A 21,901-nucleotide genomic window follows, 5' to 3' on the forward strand; every position below is an offset into this window, starting at 1 on the left:
GTTTTCACCTTTTAAGATGGCGCAAATGCAACGAGTTGTGTCAATCTTAACAGATCGTTTACGGTGAAGGTGGAAACATGGACGAGCTTTACATCCTTGGCTGTTTATTTCTGGTTTTTGCGCTGGTGGTTGCGCCCGTGCTTGCGGTTATTGGCTTTAATCGAAGCTCGGCGGCACAACAGGAGATCGCCCGACTTCGCCAGCGCATTGAGGCCCTTGAACAGCGCGGCGTGGCGGAGAACGCACCGGAGCCTGAACAGGCCGTTGCGCCGGCGGACATGACCGAACCGGTGGTCGATGACGCGCCCGCGCCTGTCGACCCCTGGCGCCCGGAGAGTTCCGCCGTTGCGGCAGCGCCCGTTGCACCCCCAGCGCGAGCGACTAAACAGCCTTCTGCCTTTGGCGGCATGCTGTCGTCGCTGGTGCGCTGGTTCATGCAGGGGAATCCGCTGGCGAAACTGGGGATCCTGCTGCTCTTTCTTGGGCTTTCATTCCTGCTGCGCTATACCGTCGAGCACTCCCTGTTCCCGCTTGAGCTTCGTCTGGCCGCGACGGCGCTGTTTGCTATCGTCCTGCTGGCCCTCGGGTGGCGGCTGCGGCACAGACAGCGCGTCTATGCGCTGATCCTTCAGGGGGGCGCGACAGGCATTCTCTATCTGACCGTCTTCGGCGCTTTCCGGCTCTGGCAAATGTTGCCGATGACGCTGGCCTTTGCATTGCTGGTGGTGATTTGCGCGGCGAGCGTCGGGCTGGCAGTGCTGCAGAAGGCGCTGAGCCTTGCCATGCTGGCAAGCCTCGGTGGCTATCTTGCGCCGCTGCTGTTGTCTACCGGGGGCGGTAGCTTTGTGGCGCTGTTCTCTTTCTATCTCCTGCTTTCCATCGGCATTCTCGCGATTAGCATCTGGCAGCACTGGCGCGAGCTCAATCTCCTCGGGCTGCTGTTTACGTTCGGCGTGGGCGGCCTGTGGGGGCTGAACGACTACAGGCCAGAAGACTATTGGGTCTGCCAGCTGTTCCTGATTGCCAACACGTTGATATTCGGCGTGCTGAGCGTGGCGCTGTCGCTGCGGGCGCAGGAGAAAGGCAAGCAGATTATTGACGGTGTCCTGCTGTTTGCCCCGCCGCTGGTTGGTTTTGGCATGCAGTATGGCATGACGCAGCACTGGACCTACGGCCCGGCACTGAGTGCCCTCGGATATGGCGCCTTTTATCTTGCCCTCGCGTTCCTCGCCCTGCGGCGCTATCCCTCTCTCGGACGGCCGCTGGTTATGGCGGCGCTGGCAATCGGCGGCGGGTTTGCCACGCTCGCCATTCCGCTGGCGCTGTCGGCGCGCTGGACGGCAATGGCCTGGGCGCTGGAGGGGCTGGGCATCCTCTGGCTGGGCGTACAACAGCAGCAGCGGCGCATGAGCTATAGCGGGACGGCGCTACTGGTGCTGGCGCTTGGCAGCGCGCTGTGGGCGCAAACGAATGGTGTGACGTCGCTGAGCCTGCTGCTGATCTTCACCATCCTCAGCCTTTGCTGGCTGGCTGCGGCCTGGCTGTGGCGGACTCTCTTGCTGCCGGTCAGCTGGGCGCTGCTGGCAGGCGGGCTATTGTTCTGGATAGTGGCGCAGCTGGGGGCCGCGCAGCTAATGCTGAAGCAGGAAGTATCTGTTCTGGCAGGCGTGCTGGCGCTCTCGGCCGTGTCGGTCTGGGGCTGGCGGCAGGCCGCCGTGCGTCTGGCGTGGCGGGAGCTGGATGCCAGCAAATGGCTGCTGTGGCCGCTGATGCTGCTGATGGTGGGTTATCAGCTCTGGCATCAGCAGGTCTTTGCCGCCGGCTGGTCAAATCTGGCGTGGTGCGTTGCGCTTCCTGCCGCGCTGATGATGCTGTGGCGCGACGGTGAAAGGCTCCTGCCGCGTATCGCGATGGGGCTGCATCTGTCGCTGTTCTGGATGATTTTACTGGCGCTGGCGGCGGAGCTTTACTGGTTTGCCCGGTCGCTGCCGTGGGGGATGGCGGCCTGGGGCAGTGGACTGGCGATGGCCGCGGGTGGCGGTTTGATTATGGCACTCCGGGCTGCGGTACGGCGTCGCGTTTGGCCCTTCCGGGAGTGGCCTGCGCTTTATGCCTGCCTGGCACCGATCCCTGTGGTCGTGGCGCTGCTGGTATTGCTGGTCGTGACCAATTTCCAGGACGGTGTGGTCTATCGTCAGACCTGGCTGCCGCTGGTGAATCCGCTTGAGGAAGGTGCCGCGTTCGCACTGCTGGGGCTGGTGGTCTTTTATCGGGCGGTGGATCGCTACTACCCGGCATTGCTTGCGCAAGCGCGCCCGTGGCCTGCCGTCGCGCTGATGGCGTTTGGCTTCTGGTGGCTTAACGGTGCGCTGATGCGCGCCCTGGCCTGGTACGGCGACGTGGCCTGGAATATGGCATCGCTGTGGGATTCGCGGCTTATCCAGACCAGCTTTGCCCTGTTCTGGATGCTGAGCGCGCTGGTGGTCATGATCCATGCCACCCGTCGGGCTTCCCGGCTGGAGTGGCTCTGCGGCGCCGTGCTGCTCGGTGTGGTGATGGTTAAACTGATGCTGGTAGACAGCGCGGGCGGAGGCGGTCTGTCGCGCGCGGTGGCGTTTATCGGCGTGGCGATACTGGTGCTGATTGTGGGGTATTTCTCACCGCTGCCGCCCAAAACAGGAGATGAAAAATGAAATGGATGAATGCGGTAGTGTGTACCGCGCTGCTGGCGCTTTGCGGCCCGGCGCTTTGCGACGAGGGACAAACGGAATCGCCACGGGACTATGCCTTTGGTCGTTCACTCGATACGTCTGCCCCTTCCCAGTGGTATCGGGTCATGCTTCCGCTCGCCGTTTATGAACAGAGCACGTCACCAGAACTGCATGATGTTCGCGTCTTTAATCAGTCGGGCGAGCCGGTGCCTTTTAGCCTGGTCACCGCCACGCGTCCGCAGGCGACCCCGCAATCCACGGCGCTGCGCCTCTTCCCTCTGGACGCGTCGCCGCTTGCGCCTTCGCGAGACGCCGGGGATAGCGATAAGGTCCTGCTCCGTTCCCGCAACGGCGTGGAGATTGTGCTGGAAGGGCAAAACACGGCCGCCTCAGGGCAACATTACCTCCTGACGCTGCCGGAGCAGAACGCAGGGGAGATTGCCCTGTCCCAGCTTCAGCTGCTCTGGAATGCTCCCCGGACACCGTGGCAGGGAACCGCGTCGGTCTATTACAGCGAGGATCTTAAGCGTTGGTTTAGCCTGCGTGAGGATATGCCCTTGCTGGATGTCATCAGCGGTCAGGATCGTCTTAAGCTCGATCGGATCGATACCGACATGGTGCTGTCTCCCGATGCGAACCGCTATCTGCTGATGGTGCTGAATTCGGAACACCCGGGTCTGACACTGACCGGCGTAAACGCAATTAGCGCACCGGCGCAGGCCATGTCTGAAGAAATGAGTCTGGAGGCCGAGGCGGAACCGTTATCGGCAAGCGAAGCGCAATGGCACTGGACACATCCGCAGCCCCTGAGCGCGGTCAGTATCACCCTGAATGGTAACGGTGTCCTTCCCGTGGAAATCGCCTGGCGGAGTACGGAAAAAGACACATGGCATCCCCTGAAGAAAGAGGTCCTTTACCGTCTGGAGGGGAAAACATCGGCACCGGTTTCGCTCAACGGCGGGCTGGTCCAGGCGGTGAAAATCACGACGCTGAATGCGCGTCTGCCGGAAAACCTGCCGGTCGTGACGGGGCATCGCGACCGCTATGACCTCGTGTTCAACGCGCAGGGGAAAGCGCCGTACGTGCTCGCCTGGGGCAACGGAGCAGCAAAGCCTGCCAGCGTGGAGCCCGACATGCTGATCCCTGCCGACCTGCGCAAAACCTATGATCTGGCAAATCTGCCGCAGGCTGACATTCAGGATAATGTCGCATTAGGCGGCGAGGGGCGTTTAACCGCCACGTCCGCGGCCGAGCGGGAGAGCAGGATGAACACGCTACTGGTCTGGGGCGTGCTGATTGCGGGTGTCGTTCTGCTGGCGGGCATGGCCTGGCGCATCTGGCGAGAGACGCAGCGTAAGGCATAAAAAAAGGCCCGCATTAGCGGGCCTTCTCGTAAACCGTGCCGATTACAGGCTGGATACGTTCTCGGACAGGTATTTTGCTACGCCGTCTGGAGAAGCAGCCATACCTTCTTTTCCTTTTTCCCACTGAGCCGGGCACACTTCACCGTGCTCTTCGTGGAACTGCAGCGCGTCAACCATACGCAGCATTTCGTCGATGTTACGACCCAGCGGCAGATCGTTCACAACCTGGTGACGCACGATGCCGTTTGCGTCGATCAGGAAAGAACCACGCAGTGCAACGCCAGCGTCCGGATGTTCGATACCGTAAGCCTGCTGGATTTCGCGTTTGATGTCCGCAACCATTGCGTATTTCACCGCACCGATGCCGCCTTTGTCGACAGGGGTGTTACGCCATGCGTTGTGTACAAACTCAGAGTCGAAGGAGACGCCAACCACTTCCACGCCACGCTTCTGGAATTCTTCATAACGTTTGTCGAACGCGATCAGTTCAGACGGGCAAACGAAAGTGAAGTCCATTGGCCAGAAGAACAGAACGGTCGCTTTACCGTTGGTGTGCTGTTTGAAGTTGAAGTTTTCAACGATTTCACCGTTGCCCAGAACTGCTGCAGCTGTAAAATCCGGAGCCGGACGAGTTACCAGAACCATATGATTCTCCTGTAGATACTAAGGTTATTTGGAACGCAACGCGAGCCAGTATAGAGAGTGTTCAGGGATAAGACAAAGAGGTGGTGACAATCGTTCCGCCAGCTTTTACCTATCAATGTGAATTCTGTCAGAGCTGTTTGCTTTTCGCCTGGGCCATCATGCGCGGGTAAAATTGCCAGAAACGCGTTTCCAGCGCGTCGTAATGTTCATCCAGGTCATACCAGGAGTCGCGCAGGGCATCCAGCCGCGGGCGGCGGCTCGCCATGCCGTTTAACACATTCTGAATGAAGTCCATATCGCGGTAGCGCTCCAGCCAGCGTTCTGACCACAGATAGTTATTGAGATTCACAAAGCGCGGCGGCGAGTCGGGCAGAATAATCGACACCTGCTGATGGGCGTAGCGTACAAACTCCGGCAATGGCATCTCCGGCGACAGCTGTCCCCAGTGGCGCGACAGGAAGTGATCCCACATCACGTCGAGCGTGATCGGCGCGACGCGGCGCGTTTCGGGGCGAAACCACCCTTTGGCCTCGGTCACTTCCGGCAGGTTATCCGTCAGGACGTCGATGCGGCGATGCATAAAAATGCCGTCGACCACCTCAGGGGAATAGTTTTCGGCGGGGTTGCCGCGCACGAAATCGGCCAGCAAATTACCGGAAAGGGAGCTGTCAGCGAGGTGAGCGAGATGCAGGTGAGCGAGAAAATTCATGCGTTTTATTTGTCCGGGGGCGGCTAGTTGTTGCAGCAAAAGGGTGTGAGCACTAGACTATGCCGCCTGTTTTTAAGTCACGAGTATACGTCATGCGCGTCGCCGATTTCTCCTTTGAACTACCTGAATCCCTGATTGCTCACTACCCCATGCCTGAGCGCAGTAGCTGTCGTTTGCTGTCACTGGATGGGCCAACGGGCGAGCTGACGCACGGTACTTTCACCGATTTGCTCGACAAGCTCAACCCTGGCGATCTGCTGGTCTTTAACAATACCCGCGTGATCCCGGCGCGCCTGTTTGGCCGTAAAGCCAGCGGCGGCAAGATTGAAGTGCTGGTCGAACGTATGCTCGATGATAAACGTATTCTGGCACATATTCGCGCGTCTAAGGCGCCGAAGCCGGGTACGGAACTGTTGCTGGGTGATGATGAAAGCATCAATGCGACCATGACCGCGCGACACGACGCGCTGTTCGAAGTGGAGTTTAACGACGAGCGCACCGTACTCGACATTCTGAACGCCATCGGCCACATGCCGCTGCCGCCGTACATTGAGCGTCCGGACGAAGAGGCCGACCGCGAGCTGTACCAGACCGTCTACAGCCAGAAGCCTGGCGCGGTCGCGGCGCCGACGGCGGGCCTGCACTTTGATGAACCCCTGCTGGAAAAACTGCGCGCGAAAGGGGTTGAGATGGCGTTTGTGACGCTGCACGTCGGGGCGGGAACCTTCCAGCCGGTGCGCGTGGACAGCATCGAAGATCACATTATGCACTCTGAATATGCCGAAGTGCCGCAGGATGTGGTGGATGCGGTGCTGGCGGCGAAAGCGCGCGGTAGCCGTGTCGTTGCGGTCGGTACGACCTCGGTGCGCTCACTGGAGAGTGCCGCACAGGCGGCGAAAAACGGTCTTATCGAGCCGTTCTTTGGCGATACGCAGATCTTTATCTACCCGGGCTATCAGTACAAAGTGATTGACGCGCTGGTGACCAACTTCCATCTGCCTGAATCAACGCTGATTATGCTGGTCTCCGCGTTTGCGGGTTATCAGCATACAATGAATGCCTACAAGTCTGCGGTAGAACAAAAATATCGCTTTTTTAGCTACGGGGACGCGATGTTTATCACGTACAATCCGCTGGCTTTGAATGAGCGTGTCGGGGAATAAGTCCGCGGCACCGGAATAATGTGTTGGACTGTTTTTCTGGCACAGAGGAAAGAAAATGAAATTTGAACTCGATACCACCGATGGCCGCGCGCGTCGCGGCCGCCTGGTGTTTGATCGCGGCGTGGTGGAAACCCCCGCGTTTATGCCTGTGGGCACCTACGGCACCGTCAAAGGGATGACGCCGGAAGAGGTGGAAGCCACTGGCGCGCAGATTATCCTCGGCAATACTTTCCACCTGTGGCTGCGCCCGGGTCAGGAGATCATGAAGCTCCACGGCGATCTGCATGATTTCATGCAGTGGAAAGGTCCCATCCTGACCGACTCCGGCGGCTTCCAGGTCTTCAGCCTCGGTGATATCCGTAAGATCACCGAAGAGGGTGTTCACTTCCGTAACCCGATCAACGGCGATCCGATTTTCCTCGATCCTGAAAAATCGATGGAGATTCAGTACGATCTCGGCTCTGACATCGTGATGATCTTCGACGAATGTACGCCGTACCCGGCGGACTGGGATTACGCGAAGCGCTCAATGGAGATGTCGCTGCGCTGGGCGAAGCGTAGCCGCGATCGTTTTGACTCCCTGCAGAACAAAAATGCACTGTTCGGCATTATCCAGGGCAGCGTTTACGAAGATTTACGCGATATCTCTGTTAAAGGTCTGGTAGAGATAGGTTTTGATGGCTACGCTGTCGGCGGTTTGGCTGTCGGTGAGCCGAAGGAAGACATGCATCGCATTCTGGAACATGTCTGCCCGCAGATCCCGGCTGATAAACCCCGTTACCTGATGGGCGTGGGTAAACCAGAAGATCTGGTTGAAGGCGTGCGTCGCGGCATCGATATGTTCGACTGCGTCATGCCAACCCGCAACGCGCGTAACGGTCATCTGTTTGTTACCGATGGCGTGGTGAAAATCCGTAACGCGAAGCATAAAAGCGACACCAGTCCGCTCGACGCCGAGTGCGATTGCTATACCTGTCGCCATTATTCTCGCGCGTATCTGCATCATCTCGATCGTTGCAATGAGATTTTGGGCGCGCGTCTCAATACCATTCATAACCTTCGCTATTATCAGCGCTTAATGGCTGGTTTACGCAAGGCTATCGAAGAGGGTAAATTAGAGAGCTTCGTGACCGATTTTTACCAACGTCAGGGTCGAACCGTTCCACCTTTGAACGTTGATTAATATTAATAATGAGGGAATTTGAATGAGCTTTTTTATTTCTGATGCGGTAGCGGCAACAGGTGCTCCGGCGCAGGGCAGCCCGATGTCTCTGATTCTGATGCTGGTTGTGTTCGGTCTGATCTTCTACTTCATGATCCTGCGCCCACAGCAGAAGCGTACCAAAGAGCACAAAAAGCTGATGGACTCCATCGCGAAAGGCGATGAAGTACTGACCAACGGTGGTCTGGTCGGTCGTGTAACGAAAGTGGCTGAAAGCGGCTACATTGCTATCGCCCTGAACGACACCACTGAAGTGGTCATCAAACGTGACTTCGTAGCTGCCGTTCTGCCGAAAGGCACCATGAAGGCGCTGTAATCCCAACTTTTCCCAAAGGGAACTGCCGTGTTAAACCGTTATCCTTTGTGGAAGTACATCATGCTGGTCGTCGTGATTCTCGTCGGCCTGCTGTACGCACTTCCCAACCTGTATGGTGAGGATCCGGCTGTTCAAATCACTGGCGCGCGCGGTGTCGCCGCCAGTGAGCAAACGCTGATCCAGGTCCAGAAAACGTTACAAGAAGAAAAAATTACCGCTAAGTCTGTGGCTCTGGAAGAGGGTGCAATTCTTGCTCGCTTCGACACCACCGACACGCAGCTCCGCGCTCGTGAAGCGCTGATGGGCGTGCTGGGTGATAAATACGTCGTGGCGCTTAACCTTGCTCCTGCAACCCCGCGTTGGCTGGCTGCGCTGAGCGCTGAGCCAATGAAACTCGGTCTTGACCTGCGTGGCGGCGTTCACTTCCTGATGGAAGTGGATATTGATACCGCGCTTGGCAAACTGCAGGAACAAAATATCGATAGCCTGCGCAGCGATCTGCGTGAAAAAGGCATCGCTTACACCACCGTGCGTAAAGAAGATAACTACGGTATGAGCATCACGTTCCGCGACAGCGCGGCGCGCGATCAGGCTGTAGATTACCTGACGCAACGTCACCGTGACCTGGTGATCACCTCTCAGGGCAGTAATCAGCTGCGTGCGGTGATGACCGATGCCCGACTGAAAGAAGCGCGTGAATATGCCGTTCAGCAGAACATCAATATTCTGCGTAACCGTGTAAACCAGCTGGGCGTCGCTGAGCCGCTGGTACAGCGTCAGGGTGCTGACCGTATCGTGGTTGAACTGCCGGGTATTCAGGACACCGCGCGTGCGAAAGAGATTCTGGGTGCGACCGCAACGCTGGAATTCCGTCTGGTGAATACCAACGTTGACCTGTCTGCTGCCGCTTCTGGCCGTATTCCGGGTGACTCGGAAGTGAAACAGACTCGCGAAGGTCAGCCGGTGGTGCTGTACAAACGCGTGATCCTGACCGGTGACCATATCACCGACTCCACTTCCAGCCAGGACGAATACAACCAGCCGCAGGTTAACATCTCGCTGGATAGTGCGGGTGGTAACATCATGTCTAACTTCACCAAGGACAATATCGGCAAGCCGATGGCGACCCTGTTCGTGGAGTACAAAGACAGCGGTAAGAAAGATGCAAACGGCCGTGCGGTACTGGTGAAAGAAGAAGAGGTGATTAACATCGCCAACATCCAGTCTCGTCTGGGTAACAGCTTCCGTATTACCGGTATTAACAACCCGAACGAAGCGCGTCAGCTCTCTCTGCTGCTGCGTGCCGGTGCGCTGATTGCGCCAATTCAGATTGTTGAAGAACGTACCATTGGTCCAACGCTTGGGATGCAAAACATCCAGCAGGGTCTGGAAGCGTGTCTGGCCGGTCTGGTGGTCTCTATCCTCTTCATGATCTTCTTCTACAAGAAGTTTGGTCTGATTGCGACCAGCGCACTGATCGCTAACCTGGTGCTGATCATCGGCATTATGTCCCTGCTGCCAGGGGCGACGCTGACCATGCCGGGGATTGCGGGTATCGTTCTGACCCTTGCGGTGGCGGTCGACGCCAACGTACTGATTAACGAACGTATCAAAGAAGAGTTGAGCAACGGTCGCTCTGTTCAGCAGGCGATTGACGAAGGCTACAAAGGCGCGTTCAGCTCCATCTTCGATGCGAACGTAACAACACTGATTAAGGTTCTTATCCTGTATGCAGTGGGTACTGGCGCGATCAAAGGCTTTGCGATTACAACCGGTATCGGTGTCGCAACGTCAATGTTTACCGCTATTGTCGGCACCCGTGCCATCGTGAACCTGCTGTACGGCGGCAAGCGCGTCAAAAAGCTGTCTATCTGAGGAGTGCGTTGTGGCACAGGAATATACTGTTGAACAATTGAACCACGGCCGTAAAGTCTGGGACTTTATGCGCTGGGACTACTGGGCCTTCGGCATTTCAGGTTTCCTGCTGATCCTGTCCATCGTCATTATGGGCGTGAAAGGCTTTAACTGGGGGCTTGATTTCACCGGGGGGACGGTCATTGAGATCTCCCTGGAAAAACCGGTCGATATGGACGAGATGCGCCTGTCTCTGCAGAAGGCGGGCTTTGAAGAGCCACTGCTGCAGAACTTCGGCAGCAGCCGCGACATCATGGTGCGTATGCCGCCGGTGCACGATGCCAACGGCAGCCAGGAGCTGGGCAGCAAGGTTGTGAGCGTGATTAACGAAACAACCAGCCAGAATGCGGCGGTCAAACGTATTGAGTTCGTCGGCCCAAGCGTGGGTGCTGACCTGGCGCAAACCGGGGCCATGGCGCTGCTGGTGGCGCTGATTTCCATCCTGGTCTACGTCGGTTTCCGCTTTGAGTGGCGACTGGCGGCCGGTGTGGTTATCGCTCTGGCGCACGACGTGGTGATCACCATGGGGATACTGTCTCTGTTCCACATTGAGATTGACCTGACGATTGTGGCATCCCTGATGTCCGTTATCGGTTACTCACTGAACGACAGTATCGTGGTATCTGACCGTATCCGTGAAAACTTCCGTAAGATCCGTCGCGGTACGCCGTACGAAATCTTTAACGTGTCGTTGACCCAGACGCTGCACCGTACCTTGATCACATCCGGTACTACCCTGATGGTGATCCTGATGCTGTTCCTGTTCGGTGGCCCGGTACTGGAAGGCTTCTCGCTGACCATGCTGATTGGTGTCACCATCGGTACGGCGTCGTCTATCTACGTTGCGTCCGCACTGGCGCTGAAACTCGGCATGAAGCGCGAGCACCTGCTCCAGCAGAAAGTCGAGAAAGAAGGGGCGGATCAGCCGTCGATTCTGCCGTAAGCCGACGTTTAGCGCGTTATCGAAATCCCGGTCTGTTGACCGGGATTTTTTTTATCTGCTCCTGACAAACACTCCTGACAGTATGCTGTCAGGAGCCCTGTCGTAGACTCTTTTCGAACCCAAACAACCGTCAGGAGGATGTATGAGAAGTGTGATTAACTGGTTTGAAATCCCGGTCACGGATATGGATCGCGCGATGAGTTTTTATGAGCCCGTGATGCAGGTGTCGTTAAAACGCGAGAAAATGGACTGTGCTGAACTGGCCGTTTTCCCCCATGAGGATCCGGCTACCGGCGGGGCGCTGGCAAAATTTGAGGGCATTGTACCGTCTCATGAAGGCGCTATTATCTATCTGCATACCGACAATCTGGCGGCCACGCTCGATCGCGTTGCCTCTGCTGGCGGCGAGTGCGTGTTTGGGCCACTGGAACTGCCGCATGGTATTGGCACTATCGCGTTGTTTACCGACAGCGAAGGTAATCGCGTCGGCCTCCATCAACCTGCCTGAGAGTTAACGAACCTATGACCCGACGCGCTGACCGTTTGTTCCAGATAGTGCAGATCCTGCGGGGCAGGCGTCTGACAACGGCAGCGCATCTGGCGGACCGACTTGGCGTGTCCGAACGCACCGTCTACCGCGATATTCGCGACCTGTCGCTTTCTGGCGTGCCGGTGGAAGGCGAGGCAGGGAGCGGATACCGGCTGATGTCGGGTTTTGACCTGCCGCCGCTGATGCTGACAAACAAGGAGTCTGAGGCGTTGATTGTCGCGATTCGCCTGCTCAAAACCTGGGGCGGGGAGTCGCTCTCGCGCGAGCTGGAGTCGGCTCAGGAGAAAGTGCTCGCGATCCTGCCCGAGGAGAGTCGTCGAAAGGCGGAGCAGACGCGGATCTACGCCCCGGATTTTTGCATGCAAAGCCACTCCCGCAGCGATTTTGACAGGATCCATCAGGCGATTTCCGCCCAGCGCGTGCTGGCGTTGCATTACCGTGATGAAGCCGGACAGCTCTCTAAACGTGAGGTTCAGCCGCTGGGGTTGTTCTTTTGGGGCGAGCGCTGGCTGCTGGCAGCGTGGTGCGAACGGCGCGAGGACTATCGCTGTTTTCGGCTCGACAGATGTCTCAATATTGCGCAGACGGAGAGGCGCTTTAGCGAGAGTGCGGACAGGTCGTTGGCGGATTTTTTACGGAAGGTGAAGCAGTAATAAGCCAGCCCTTGAGCTGGCTTTTTTGCCCGGCGGCGCTGCGCTTGCACGGGCCTACAGGTTTTGTAGGCCGGGTAAGGCGTAGCCGCCACCCGGCAACAATCATACGATTAGAAGTTGTAACCCACCACCAGGTAACCACCCCAACCGGTAGAACGAACGCTGAAGTCGCCGTTGCCGAAGTTCAGGCTGGCATCGTCGTTCCACTGACCACCGTTGTGCCAGTAACGTGCCACAACAGAGTAGTGCCAGTGATCGTAGTTCAGCGCCAGGATGTGGCTGGACGCGATGGAGTCGTTGGTGCGCGCTTTCTTACCGTTCAGGTCGCGGAAGTCGTTGTCGCCCAGATCTGAACCCCAGTCAAAGTTGGTGAAGCCGATATAGCTCAGGTTGCCGCCCCACAGCTGAGTAATTGGCACAAAGTATTTCACTTTGAAACGGTAGCCATCCCACTCGTTTTCGTTCGCGGCACCGTAGTTCTGCCACTGATATTTCGCGTACACGTTCAGAGACAGGCTCATTGGCAGACCGGTGTCGATGTCCGTACCCAGACCCATGTACCAGGTGCTCTGGCGACCGGACTTGTTACGGCCCATGTCGTAAATATAGTTGTTCGCGAAATACCACTCTTTGAACGGACCAAACGCCAGGCTGGTACCGGTCAGCTTATCAATAGAGAAGCGCGGTTCGATCTCCATGAACAGTGGGGAACCGTGGTTCCAGATACCTTTCGCGTCGGTGTTACCACCGAAGAAGACAGGTGCATCCATATAACCGTAGAAATCAAACCAGTCTTTCTTGGCGAACGCTTCGTATTCCAGGTAGGTATCGTTACGGATCTGTGGTCCGAAGCGGGTGTGGTAGCTGCCGACCACGTTAACGCTCTGGTGCCACCAGTCGGAGAGGTATTGTGGTTTATCGTTTTCCGCTGCGTTAACAGTGAAAGAAGAGGACAGTGCCAGCACGGCGCCAGCTGCGAGTAATGTTTTTTTCATAATCATGCCACTGATTGAAATTCCCTTCCGGGAGTGAAAAATGCGCGAATTGCGTTTCTAAATATTTCGTGTTTCTGCGGTGCCTATTATAGGAATCCCTGCTCACAAAAATATGTGTTGTTTCACATATCTCTCATACACGTAATCGATTGCGTTCACGTTTGCGTACTTTAAACGGGCGGGATTGTAGCGGCAATCATTTATGTTGCCAATCCATACGAAATGTAAATGTTAGCGGAGTGACATTGCACTCCGCGAGAAGAAGGGGTTATTGCGCGGCGGGTTGGATATCGTGAATGCGGATAAAACCTAACTGAGCCGGGGTGAGTCCGGTGAGCTGCAGCGGAATGTCAACATCGCTCGGAGCCAGCACGCTGGCGGGTGCCGTGAAAAGCTGATTTCTGACATTCACTTCCTGGTAGTTCTCCGTGGTGCCCTGGATCTGGCCCCACTCGACGGTGCCGCTGAAGGCCGGCAGCGGATCGTTGGATTCTCCCTGGATGCGTAATGTTGCGCGAGTACCATCTGCATTCGCCGCCACATTCACCAGAGACATTTTTAGCGTGCCAACCTGGCTGTTAAGTCGCGCAGGGGTATTCGCGCCCGGCAGCAGATAAACCCCGCTGCTGGATTTGGCATTCAGCGCATTTTGCTGGGTGAACTTCACCGTTTCTTTGTTCAGTTTGTCCACCGCGGTATTAAGCGTATTCACGCTCTGTTTCATCTGACGGACTTCGGTTTGCTGTGCACAGGCGCTAAGGGTGAAGAGGCTCCCCACCAGCAATATTTTCAGGTAACGTCTTGTCATTGCGTTTATTTCCTTGAAATAACGGATCGCCCTAATGGTAGCCAGCATTGTGGCGTCAGACATAGATCCTTTATCTCAAAAAGCTCTTCCTTTGTTGTCAGGCCAGATCAGGGTAAAATGAAAATCAGTTAACCAGATAACAGGGATACCGTATGCATTGCCCATTTTGCTCCGCTGTGGATACCAAAGTCATCGACTCTCGTCTTGTGGGCGAAGGATCATCCGTACGCCGTCGTCGGCAGTGTCTGGTGTGTAACGAGCGTTTCACGACCTTTGAGGTGGCAGAGCTGGTCATGCCGCGCGTGGTAAAAACTAACGACGTGCGTGAACCCTTCAACGAAGAGAAATTGCGTAGCGGGATGCTGAAGGCCCTGGAAAAACGGCCCGTCAGTGCGGATGACGTTGAAATGGCGTTAAACCACATAAAATCTTACCTTCGTGGTTTGGGCGAGCGTGAAGTGCCCAGCAAGATGATCGGTAATCTGGTGATGGAACAGCTGAAAAAGCTCGATAAGGTCGCCTATATCCGCTTCGCCTCTGTTTATCGCAGTTTCGAAGATATCAAAGAGTTTGGCGAAGAGATCGCCCGCTTACAGGATTAAGTCCATGCAGGATGAGATGTACATGGCGCGCGCCATGAAACTGGCGCAGCGTGGTCGTTTTACCACCCACCCTAACCCGAATGTCGGGTGCGTTATCGTTAACGATGGCGAGATCGTGGGGGAAGGTTTTCACTACCGCGCGGGTGAGCCCCATGCTGAGGTTCATGCCCTGCGCATGGCCGGCGAGAAGGCGCGCGGCGCCACAGCCTACGTTACGCTAGAGCCCTGCAGCCATCACGGGCGTACGCCGCCGTGCTGTGACGCGCTGATTGCCGCAGGTGTTGCACGCGTGGTCGCCTCAATGCAGGACCCGAATCCGCAGGTGGCGGGACGGGGTCTGTATCGCCTGCAGCAGGAAGGGATTGACGTCAGCCACGGCCTGATGATGCAGGACGCAGAGGCGCTTAATAAAGGTTTCCTGAAGCGCATGCGCACCGGGTTCCCGTATATTCAGCTTAAGCTGGGCGCCTCGCTGGATGGACGCACGGCGATGGCAAACGGTGAAAGCCAGTGGGTCACTTCGCCGCAGGCAAGGCGCGATGTGCAACGTCTGCGTGCGCAAAGCCATGCTATCCTCACCAGCAGTGAAACCGTTCTGGCTGACGATCCGGCGCTGACCGTGCGCTGGGACGAATTGAATGCCGATACCCAGGCGCTCTATCCGCAGGAGAACCTGCGCCAGCCGCTGCGTATTGTGATTGATAGTCAGAACCGTGTAACGCCAGAGCACCGCATTGTCCAGCAGCCGGGTGAAACCTGGTTTGCGCGCACTAAAGACGATACGCGCGAATGGCCGGAAGGCGTGCGCAGTATCAGGGTGCCGGAGCACAACGGACGTCTGGATCTCGTGGTGCTGATGATGCTGCTCGGTAAGCAGCAGGTGAACAGCATCTGGGTGGAAGCGGGTCCGACGCTGGCCGGCGCGCTGCTCCAGGCCGGGCTGGTGGATGAGCTGATTGTTTACGTGGCGCCTAAACTGTTGGGCAGCGACGCGCGTGGCCTGTTTGTGCTGCCCGGCCTTGAAAAACTGGCTGATGCACCACAACTGAAATTCAGCGAGATTCGTCCGGTGGGCCCGGATGTCTGCCTCCACTTAACGACAGCGTAATTGCTCCCGAAATAGGGAAGCAGTGCGCAAAGTATTATGATAAAATCCGCCCCCCTGCGGGGCCAAATGAACCCGTAAAGGAAGAGTATGAACATTATTGAAGCTGCTGTAGCTACCCCGGACGCTCGCGTCGCCATCACCATTGCGCGTTTCAACAACTTCATCAACGACAGCCTGCTGGAAGGTGCGGTTGACGCCCTGAAACGTATCGGCCAGGTTAAAGATGACAACATTACCGTTGTGTGGGTTCCAGGTGCTTACGAACTGCCTCTGGCAGCGGGCGCGCTGGCGAAAACCGGTAAATACGACGCGGTGATTGCGCTGGGTACCGTTATTCGTGGCGGCACTGCGCACTTCGAATACGTTGCGGGCGGTGCAAGCAACGGTCTGGCACACGTTGCACAGGATGCTGAAATTCCTGTCGCGTTCGGCGTGCTGACCACCGAAAGTATTGAACAAGCCATCGAACGTGCTGGCACCAAAGCCGGTAACAAAGGTGCAGAAGCTGCACTGACCGCGCTTGAAATGATCAATGTATTGAAAGCCATCAAGGCCTGATTTTTTTGTAAGGGGAATTCCGTGAAACCTGCTGCTCGTCGCCGCGCCCGTGAATGTGCCGTCCAGGCACTTTACTCCTGGCAGTTGTCCCAGAACGACATCGCTGATGTTGAATACCAGTTCCTGTCAGAACAGGACGTGAAAGACGTTGACGTTCTGTACTTCCGTGAACTGCTGTCGGGAGTGGCGACTAATAGCGCGTATCTCGATGGTCTGATGAAGCCATACCTGTCCCGTCTGCTCGAAGAGCTGGGCCAGGTTGAAAAAGCAGTGTTGCGCATTGCGCTGTTTGAGCTGTCAAAACGTGATGATGTGCCGTACAAAGTGGCCATCAACGAAGCGATCGAACTGGCGAAAACCTTCGGCGCTGAAGACAGCCACAAGTTCGTAAACGGCGTTCTTGATAAAGCAGCACCTGCGATCCGTCCCCACAAAAAGTGATCCGCAAACCGGAGTCCTGCATTGCCTGACGGGCAGTGCGGCTCCGGTTTTTTCTTTTATTTGCTGAGGCATAACGTATGGCATGCGGCGAATTCTCCCTGATTGCCCGTTATTTCGACCGTGTCAGAACCTCTCGTCTTGATGTTGAAACCGGCATTGGCGATGACTGCGCACTTCTCAATGTTCCCGAAAAACAGACGCTGGCAATCAGCACCGACACCTTAGTGTGCGGACGTCATTTTTTACCGGGTATCGATCCTGCCGATCTGGCCTATAAAGCACTGGCGGTTAACGTCAGCGATCTGGCGGCGGTGGGTGCCGATCCCGCCTGGTTAACGCTGGCTCTGACGTTGCCTGAGGTGGATGAAGCCTGGCTTGAAGCCTTTAGTGATGCGCTGTTTGAGCAGCTTAATTACTACGATATGCAGCTGATCGGCGGTGATACCACGGCCGGGCCGCTGTCGATGACGCTGGCGATCCACGGCTATGTGCCGCTCGGTCGCGCGCTGAAGCGCTCGGGGGCAAAACCCGGCGACTGGATCTACGTGACCGGTACGCCGGGGGACAGCGCCGCGGGCCTGGCGATTCTTCAGGATCGCTTAACCGTGAAGGACGCTGACGATGCGGCCTATCTGGTGAAACGCCATCTGCGCCCGACGCCGCGAATTCTGCACGGTCAGGCGCTGCGCGAGCGGGCAAGCTCGGCTATCGATCTCTCTGACGGGCTTATCTCAGATCTCGGGCATATTCTGAAAGCCAGCGGCGTTGGCGCGCGCATCGATCTGGATCTGTTCCCGCTGTCAGAGCAGCTGCTTCGCCATGTGGAGCCTGAACAGGCTCTGCGCTGGGCGCTCTCGGGTGGTGAAGACTATGAATTGTGCTTTACCGTTCCGGAACTCAACCGTGGCACGCTGGATGTGGCGTTAGCCCATCTCGGCGCGAAATTTACCTGTATCGGGCAGATTATGCCGGAGAGTGAAGGGCTGAAGTTTGTGAAAGACGGTGCGCCCGTGACGCTGGACTGGAAAGGGTACGACCACTTCGCGTGATGTTGTGCGCTCTGTGTTGCCGGGTGGAGGCTACGCCTTACCCGGCCTACAAAAGAGAGGGCTTATTTATACCCCACCACCGGATGCTGCTGATACGGCGTCTCCAGCTCGGCAATCTGCTCTGGCGTCAGCGTGATATCCACCGCATTTAACAGTTCGTCCAGCTGCTCTTCCCGGGACGTGCCGATAATGGGGGCCGCGACACCACGCTTGCCCAGAAGCCACGCCAGGGCCACCTGGGCGCGGGTTGCACCGGTATCGTCGGCGATCCCGGCCAAACGTTCGGCAATCAGCGCATCGCTGGCTTCTGTTCCGCCGTACAGATTTTTCCCCACCTCATCGGATATCAGCCGGGCCGTGGTTTCCCCCCACGGACGGGTCAGACGTCCACGCGCCAGCGGGCTCCAGGGGATGACCGCTACTCCCTCCTGGTAGCACAGCGGCAGCATCTCGCGCTCTTCTTCACGATAGATCAAATTGTAGTGATCCTGCATGGTGACAAAGCGCGCCCAGCCGTGCTGTGCCTGGAGATCCAGCGCCTGGGCAAACTGCGATGCGTGCATGGACGATGCGCCGATGTAGCGCGCTTTACCGGCTTTCACCACGTCGTTGAGCGCTTCAAGTGTCTCTTCGATCGGCGTGTTGTAATCCCAACGGTGAATTTGCAGCAGGTCGACGTAATCCATGTTCAGGCGTCTGAGGCTGTCATCAATAGAACGCAGGATCTGGGCGCGAGAAAGGCCTTCCGCCAGATCGCCCACCGGGTAGTACACCTTGGTGGCGACGATGATTTCATCCCGGCGTGCAAAATCACGCAGGGCACGGCCAACAATCTCTTCACTGCTGCCGTCGGAGTAGCTGTTGGCGGTGTCAAAGAAGTTAATGCCGCCCTCTATGGCGCGTTTGATAATCGGACGGCTGCTCTCTTCCGGCAGCGTCCAGGCGTGGTTCCCCCGGTCGGGCTCACCAAAGGTCATGCATCCCAGACAAAGTCGGGAAACCCTGAGATCTGTTTTTCCTAATGTCGTATATTGCATGGTTCCGCTCCTGCTGTTTAAACAATACGTTTAAGCATAGCAGGAGCGGAAAAGGGGAGGGATCAGGCCAGCCAGCTGCGGATTTTGGCTTCGATACCGGCAGCATCCAGGCCAATCGCCGCGCGGGCTTCGTCCTGAGTGCCTTGTGGGATGAAGTAGTCCGGCAGACCGAGGTTGAGCACCGGAACGGCTTTACGGTTCGACATCAGCACCTCGTTCACGCCGCTGCCTGCGCCACCCATGATGGCGTTTTCTTCCAGGGTGACCAGCACGTCATGCGTTTCAGCCATGCTGAGGATCAGGGATTCGTCGAGCGGCTTCACAAAACGCATATCCACCAGCGTGGCATTCAGCGATTCCGCCACCTTTGCGGCCTCTGGCATTAGCGTGCCGAAGTTCAGGATCGCCACTTTCTCGCCACGACGTTTTACCAGTCCTTTACCGATCGCCAGTTTCTCCAGCGGCTGAAGCTCAACGCCCACCGCATTACCGCGCGGGTAGCGAACCGCGCTCGGCCCGTCCTGATAGTGGTAGCCGGTAAATAGCATCTGACGACATTCGTTCTCGTCGCTTGGCGTCATGATCACCATCTCCGGGATACAGCGCAGGAAGGAGAGATCAAATGCGCCCTGGTGCGTCTGGCCATCAGCGCCGACGATGCCGGCACGATCGATTGCAAACAGTACCGGCAGTTTCTGAATCGCCACGTCATGAATAACCTGATCGTAAGCGCGCTGCAGGAAGGTGGAGTAGATCGCGACAACCGGTTTGTAGCCGCCAATCGCCAGACCCGCCGCAAAGGTGACCGCATGCTGCTCGGCAATGGCCACGTCAAAGTACTGGTCAGGGTATTTTTTAGAGAACTCCACCATGCCGGAACCTTCACGCATGGCCGGGGTGATCGCCATCAGCTTACTGTCTTTCGCGGCGGTTTCGCACAGCCAGTCGCCGAAGATTTTTGAATAGCTCGGCATACCGCCGCTGCTTTTCGGCAGACAGCCGCTGGACGGGTCAAATTTCGGTACCGCGTGGAAGGTGATCGGATCTTTTTCCGCCGGTTCGTAACCACGCCCTTTTTTGGTCATGATATGCAGGAACTGCGGGCCTTTCAGGTCGCGCATGTTTTTGAGCGTGGACACCAGCCCCAGCACGTCATGACCATCAACAGGACCAATATAGTTAAAGCCCAGCTCTTCAAACAGCGTGCCCGGCACGACCATGCCTTTGATGTGCTCTTCGGTACGTTTGAGCAGCTCTTTGATCGGCGGTACGCCGGAGAAAACTTTCTTGCCGCCTTCACGCAGCGTTGAGTAAAGCTTGCCGGAGAGCAGCTGTGCCAGATGGTTGTTCAGCGCGCCGACGTTTTCGGAAATCGACATTTCGTTGTCGTTCAGAATCACCAGCATGTCCGGCTTGATGTCGCCCGCGTGGTTCATGGCCTCAAAGGCCATCCCGGCGGTGATGGCGCCGTCGCCGATCACGCAGACGGTGCGGCGCTGCTTGTTCTCTTTTTCAGCGGCCACGGCAATCCCGATGCCCGCTGAAATGGAGGTGGAGGAGTGACCGACGCTCAATACGTCGTACTCGCTCTCACCGCGCCACGGGAACGGATGCAGGCCCCCTTTCTGACGAATGGTGCCAATCTTATCGCGACGTCCGGTCAGAATTTTGTGCGGATAGGCCTGGTGGCCCACGTCCCAGATAAGCTGATCGAACGGCGTGTTATAGACATAGTGAAGCGCCACGGTCAGCTCAACCGTGCCAAGCCCGGAGGCGAAATGGCCGCTGGAGCGGCTTACGCTGTCGAGCAGGTAACGACGCAGCTCGTCGCACAGCTTCGGCAGGCTCTCTTTCGGCAACAGACGTAACTCCTGGGTGGAGTCAACTAACGCCAGTGTCGGGTATTTGGCAATATCAAAACTCATCAAAGGCTCATCGAGATAGTGTGTTTATTTATCACGCTGGATTATATAGTCCGCTAGCGCTTCCAGTGCCGAAGTATCCAGTGATTGCGCGGCCAGCAGATTCAGCGACTGGCGGGCATCGTCAATCAGATCCCGGGCTTTACGCTGGGCTTGCTCAAGACCCAGCAGGGCGGGGTAGGTACTTTTGCCAAGCTGCTGATCCGCACCCTGACGTTTTCCCAATGTTGCAGTATCGCCCACCACATCCAGAATGTCATCCTGAACCTGGAATGCCAAACCGATACTTTCGGCGTATCTGTCCAGAATCGGCAGGGCTTTGCGCCCTCGCTCACCCGCGCTCAGCGCGCCCAGGCGTACGGCTGAACGAATCAATGCCCCGGTTTTATGGCGATGAATACGCTCCAGCTGTTCCAGATTAACCTGACGTCCCTCCGCGTCCAGATCGAGGGCCTGTCCGCCGCACATGCCGGCCACGCCGCTGGCCATTGCCAGTTCGGAGATCATCGCCAGGCGGTCGCGGTCAGCCACTTCCGCCATCGGTGCATCGCTCAGGATCGAGAATGCCAGCGTTTGCAGGGCATCACCCGCCAGAATGGCATTCGCCTCGCCAAATTTGATGTGGCAGGTAGGTTGACCCCGACGCAGATCGTCATCATCCATGGCCGGTAAATCATCGTGGATCAGCGAATAAGCATGGATGCACTCCACGGCGGCTGCCGGGGCGTCCAGCGTGTTATCGCTGATACCAAACATATTGCCTGTGGCGTACACCAGAAACGGGCGCAGGCGCTTTCCCCCCAAGAGTGCGCCATAGTGCATGGCTTCAACCAGTGGAGTGTTCTGAAAAGGCTGGGGCGCAATGAAACGGCGCAGGGCGTCGTTGGCGCGCACGACACGCGCCTGAAGCTTGTTGGCAAAATCCATTTACTCGGCGTCCGGTGTAAAAGGCGTGGTTTTCGCGTCTTCGCTGTCGGACAGCAGGATCTGTACGCGCTGTTCAGCCTGCTGCAGCTTGACCTGCCCCTGGCGCGCCAGCTGCACGCCGCGCTCGAATTCGTTGAGCGCCTCTTCCAGCGGGAGATCGCCGCTCTCAAGGCGGGTAACAATCTGCTCCAGTTCACTCAGCGCAGTTTCGAAACTGGCCGGTGCGTCGTTCTTCTTCGGCATAGTGAATTGACTCTTATATTC

22 protein-coding genes are annotated in these 21,901 nt (G+C 57.1%); 14 read left to right on the top strand and 8 right to left on the bottom strand.

The window, feature by feature from the left end:
* Positions 1-77 precede the first annotated feature (77 nt).
* Together C1N69_RS04720 and C1N69_RS04725 are read left to right on the top strand one after the other, a co-directional pair.
* Positions 78-2,693 (top strand): DUF2339 domain-containing protein, encoded by a 2,616-nt coding sequence (locus C1N69_RS04720; protein WP_155030765.1) that lies wholly within the window; start codon positions 78-80, stop codon positions 2,691-2,693.
* Complete coding sequence (locus C1N69_RS04725; protein WP_155030766.1) at positions 2,690-4,075, top strand: DUF3999 domain-containing protein; 1,386 nt, start codon at positions 2,690-2,692, stop codon at positions 4,073-4,075. Before C1N69_RS04720 ends, C1N69_RS04725 begins: the two co-directional genes overlap by 4 nt.
* A 42-nt stretch (positions 4,076-4,117) precedes the next feature.
* Here the strand turns inward: C1N69_RS04725 and C1N69_RS04730 are convergent, their stop codons facing one another.
* Positions 4,118-4,720 (bottom strand): peroxiredoxin, encoded by a 603-nt coding sequence (locus C1N69_RS04730; protein WP_008503347.1) that lies wholly within the window; start codon positions 4,718-4,720, stop codon positions 4,118-4,120.
* A 127-nt stretch (positions 4,721-4,847) separates the two neighbouring features.
* Complete coding sequence (acpH, locus tag C1N69_RS04735; RefSeq protein WP_025756205.1) at positions 4,848-5,429, bottom strand: ACP phosphodiesterase; 582 nt, start codon at positions 5,427-5,429, stop codon at positions 4,848-4,850.
* Positions 5,430-5,521: 92 nt separating this feature from the next.
* Between acpH and queA the strand changes: the two genes are divergently transcribed.
* From queA to C1N69_RS04770, 7 genes are all read left to right on the top strand, one after another.
* Positions 5,522-6,592 (top strand): tRNA preQ1(34) S-adenosylmethionine ribosyltransferase-isomerase QueA, encoded by a 1,071-nt coding sequence (gene queA / locus C1N69_RS04740; protein ID WP_059385587.1) that lies wholly within the window; start codon positions 5,522-5,524, stop codon positions 6,590-6,592.
* Positions 6,593-6,647: 55 nt separating this feature from the next.
* The gene (gene tgt, locus C1N69_RS04745; RefSeq protein ID WP_025756203.1) at positions 6,648-7,775 is read left to right on the top strand and encodes a tRNA guanosine(34) transglycosylase Tgt; all 1,128 of its coding nucleotides are present in this window, start codon (positions 6,648-6,650) and stop codon (positions 7,773-7,775) included.
* Positions 7,776-7,797: 22 nt separating this feature from the next.
* Positions 7,798-8,130, top strand: a complete 333-nt coding sequence (gene yajC, locus C1N69_RS04750) for a preprotein translocase subunit YajC (RefSeq protein ID WP_000007630.1) — start codon at positions 7,798-7,800, stop codon at positions 8,128-8,130.
* Positions 8,131-8,157: 27 nt separating this feature from the next.
* Positions 8,158-10,005 (top strand): protein translocase subunit SecD, encoded by a 1,848-nt coding sequence (gene secD, locus C1N69_RS04755; protein ID WP_155030767.1) that lies wholly within the window; start codon positions 8,158-8,160, stop codon positions 10,003-10,005.
* Between the two features lie 10 nt (positions 10,006-10,015).
* Positions 10,016-10,987, top strand: a complete 972-nt coding sequence (secF, locus tag C1N69_RS04760) for a protein translocase subunit SecF (protein WP_047957871.1) — start codon at positions 10,016-10,018, stop codon at positions 10,985-10,987.
* Between the two features lie 142 nt (positions 10,988-11,129).
* Positions 11,130-11,495: a VOC family protein gene (locus tag C1N69_RS04765; protein WP_025756200.1), complete on the top strand. Its 366-nt coding sequence runs from the start codon at positions 11,130-11,132 to the stop codon at positions 11,493-11,495.
* A 14-nt stretch (positions 11,496-11,509) separates the two neighbouring features.
* Positions 11,510-12,190 carry a helix-turn-helix transcriptional regulator gene (locus C1N69_RS04770; RefSeq protein WP_025756199.1) on the top strand — a complete coding sequence of 227 codons (681 nt, stop codon included), beginning with the start codon at positions 11,510-11,512 and terminating at the stop codon, positions 12,188-12,190.
* 110 nt (positions 12,191-12,300) lie between these two features.
* Here the strand turns inward: C1N69_RS04770 and C1N69_RS04775 are convergent, their stop codons facing one another.
* Together C1N69_RS04775 and C1N69_RS04780 are read right to left on the bottom strand one after the other, a co-directional pair.
* The gene (locus C1N69_RS04775) at positions 12,301-13,185 is read right to left on the bottom strand and encodes a nucleoside-specific channel-forming protein Tsx (protein WP_025756198.1); all 885 of its coding nucleotides are present in this window, start codon (positions 13,183-13,185) and stop codon (positions 12,301-12,303) included.
* Positions 13,186-13,453: 268 nt separating this feature from the next.
* A complete protein-coding gene (locus C1N69_RS04780) occupies positions 13,454-13,993 on the bottom strand; it encodes a SadB/YajI family lipoprotein (protein WP_155030768.1) in 540 nt (179 codons plus the stop codon).
* A gap of 152 nt (positions 13,994-14,145) precedes the next feature.
* Between C1N69_RS04780 and nrdR the strand changes: the two genes are divergently transcribed.
* From nrdR to thiL, 5 genes are all read left to right on the top strand, one after another.
* On the top strand, positions 14,146-14,595 hold the full coding sequence (gene nrdR / locus C1N69_RS04785) for a transcriptional regulator NrdR (protein ID WP_025756196.1): 450 nt from the start codon (positions 14,146-14,148) through the stop codon (positions 14,593-14,595).
* 4 nt (positions 14,596-14,599) lie between these two features.
* Positions 14,600-15,703 carry a bifunctional diaminohydroxyphosphoribosylaminopyrimidine deaminase/5-amino-6-(5-phosphoribosylamino)uracil reductase RibD gene (ribD, locus tag C1N69_RS04790; RefSeq protein ID WP_047957873.1) on the top strand — a complete coding sequence of 368 codons (1,104 nt, stop codon included), beginning with the start codon at positions 14,600-14,602 and terminating at the stop codon, positions 15,701-15,703.
* Between the two features lie 87 nt (positions 15,704-15,790).
* Positions 15,791-16,261 carry a 6,7-dimethyl-8-ribityllumazine synthase gene (ribH, locus tag C1N69_RS04795; RefSeq protein ID WP_003859098.1) on the top strand — a complete coding sequence of 157 codons (471 nt, stop codon included), beginning with the start codon at positions 15,791-15,793 and terminating at the stop codon, positions 16,259-16,261.
* A gap of 21 nt (positions 16,262-16,282) precedes the next feature.
* Entirely contained in the window at positions 16,283-16,702 is a 420-nt protein-coding gene (gene nusB / locus C1N69_RS04800; protein ID WP_006809908.1) for a transcription antitermination factor NusB, read from the top strand.
* Between the two features lie 77 nt (positions 16,703-16,779).
* Positions 16,780-17,751, top strand: coding sequence for a thiamine-phosphate kinase (gene thiL, locus C1N69_RS04805; RefSeq protein WP_155030769.1), 972 nt, complete (start codon positions 16,780-16,782; stop codon positions 17,749-17,751).
* A 62-nt stretch (positions 17,752-17,813) separates the two neighbouring features.
* On the opposite strand, the gene C1N69_RS04810 is transcribed toward thiL, so the two are convergent.
* From C1N69_RS04810 to xseB, 4 genes are all read right to left on the bottom strand, one after another.
* The gene (locus tag C1N69_RS04810) at positions 17,814-18,788 is read right to left on the bottom strand and encodes an aldo/keto reductase (protein WP_155030770.1); all 975 of its coding nucleotides are present in this window, start codon (positions 18,786-18,788) and stop codon (positions 17,814-17,816) included.
* A gap of 62 nt (positions 18,789-18,850) precedes the next feature.
* A complete protein-coding gene (gene dxs, locus C1N69_RS04815) occupies positions 18,851-20,713 on the bottom strand; it encodes a 1-deoxy-D-xylulose-5-phosphate synthase (protein ID WP_155030771.1) in 1,863 nt (620 codons plus the stop codon).
* Positions 20,714-20,737: 24 nt separating this feature from the next.
* Positions 20,738-21,637, bottom strand: coding sequence for a (2E,6E)-farnesyl diphosphate synthase (ispA, locus tag C1N69_RS04820; protein ID WP_047957876.1), 900 nt, complete (start codon positions 21,635-21,637; stop codon positions 20,738-20,740).
* Entirely contained in the window at positions 21,638-21,880 is a 243-nt protein-coding gene (gene xseB / locus C1N69_RS04825) for an exodeoxyribonuclease VII small subunit (RefSeq protein WP_008503331.1), read from the bottom strand. It abuts the gene before it with no gap.
* Positions 21,881-21,901: the final 21 nt, after the last annotated feature.

The sequence above is a fragment of the Enterobacter sichuanensis genome (assembly GCF_009036245.1).
In the GTDB taxonomy this organism is placed as follows: Bacteria; Pseudomonadota; Gammaproteobacteria; order Enterobacterales; family Enterobacteriaceae; genus Enterobacter; species Enterobacter sichuanensis.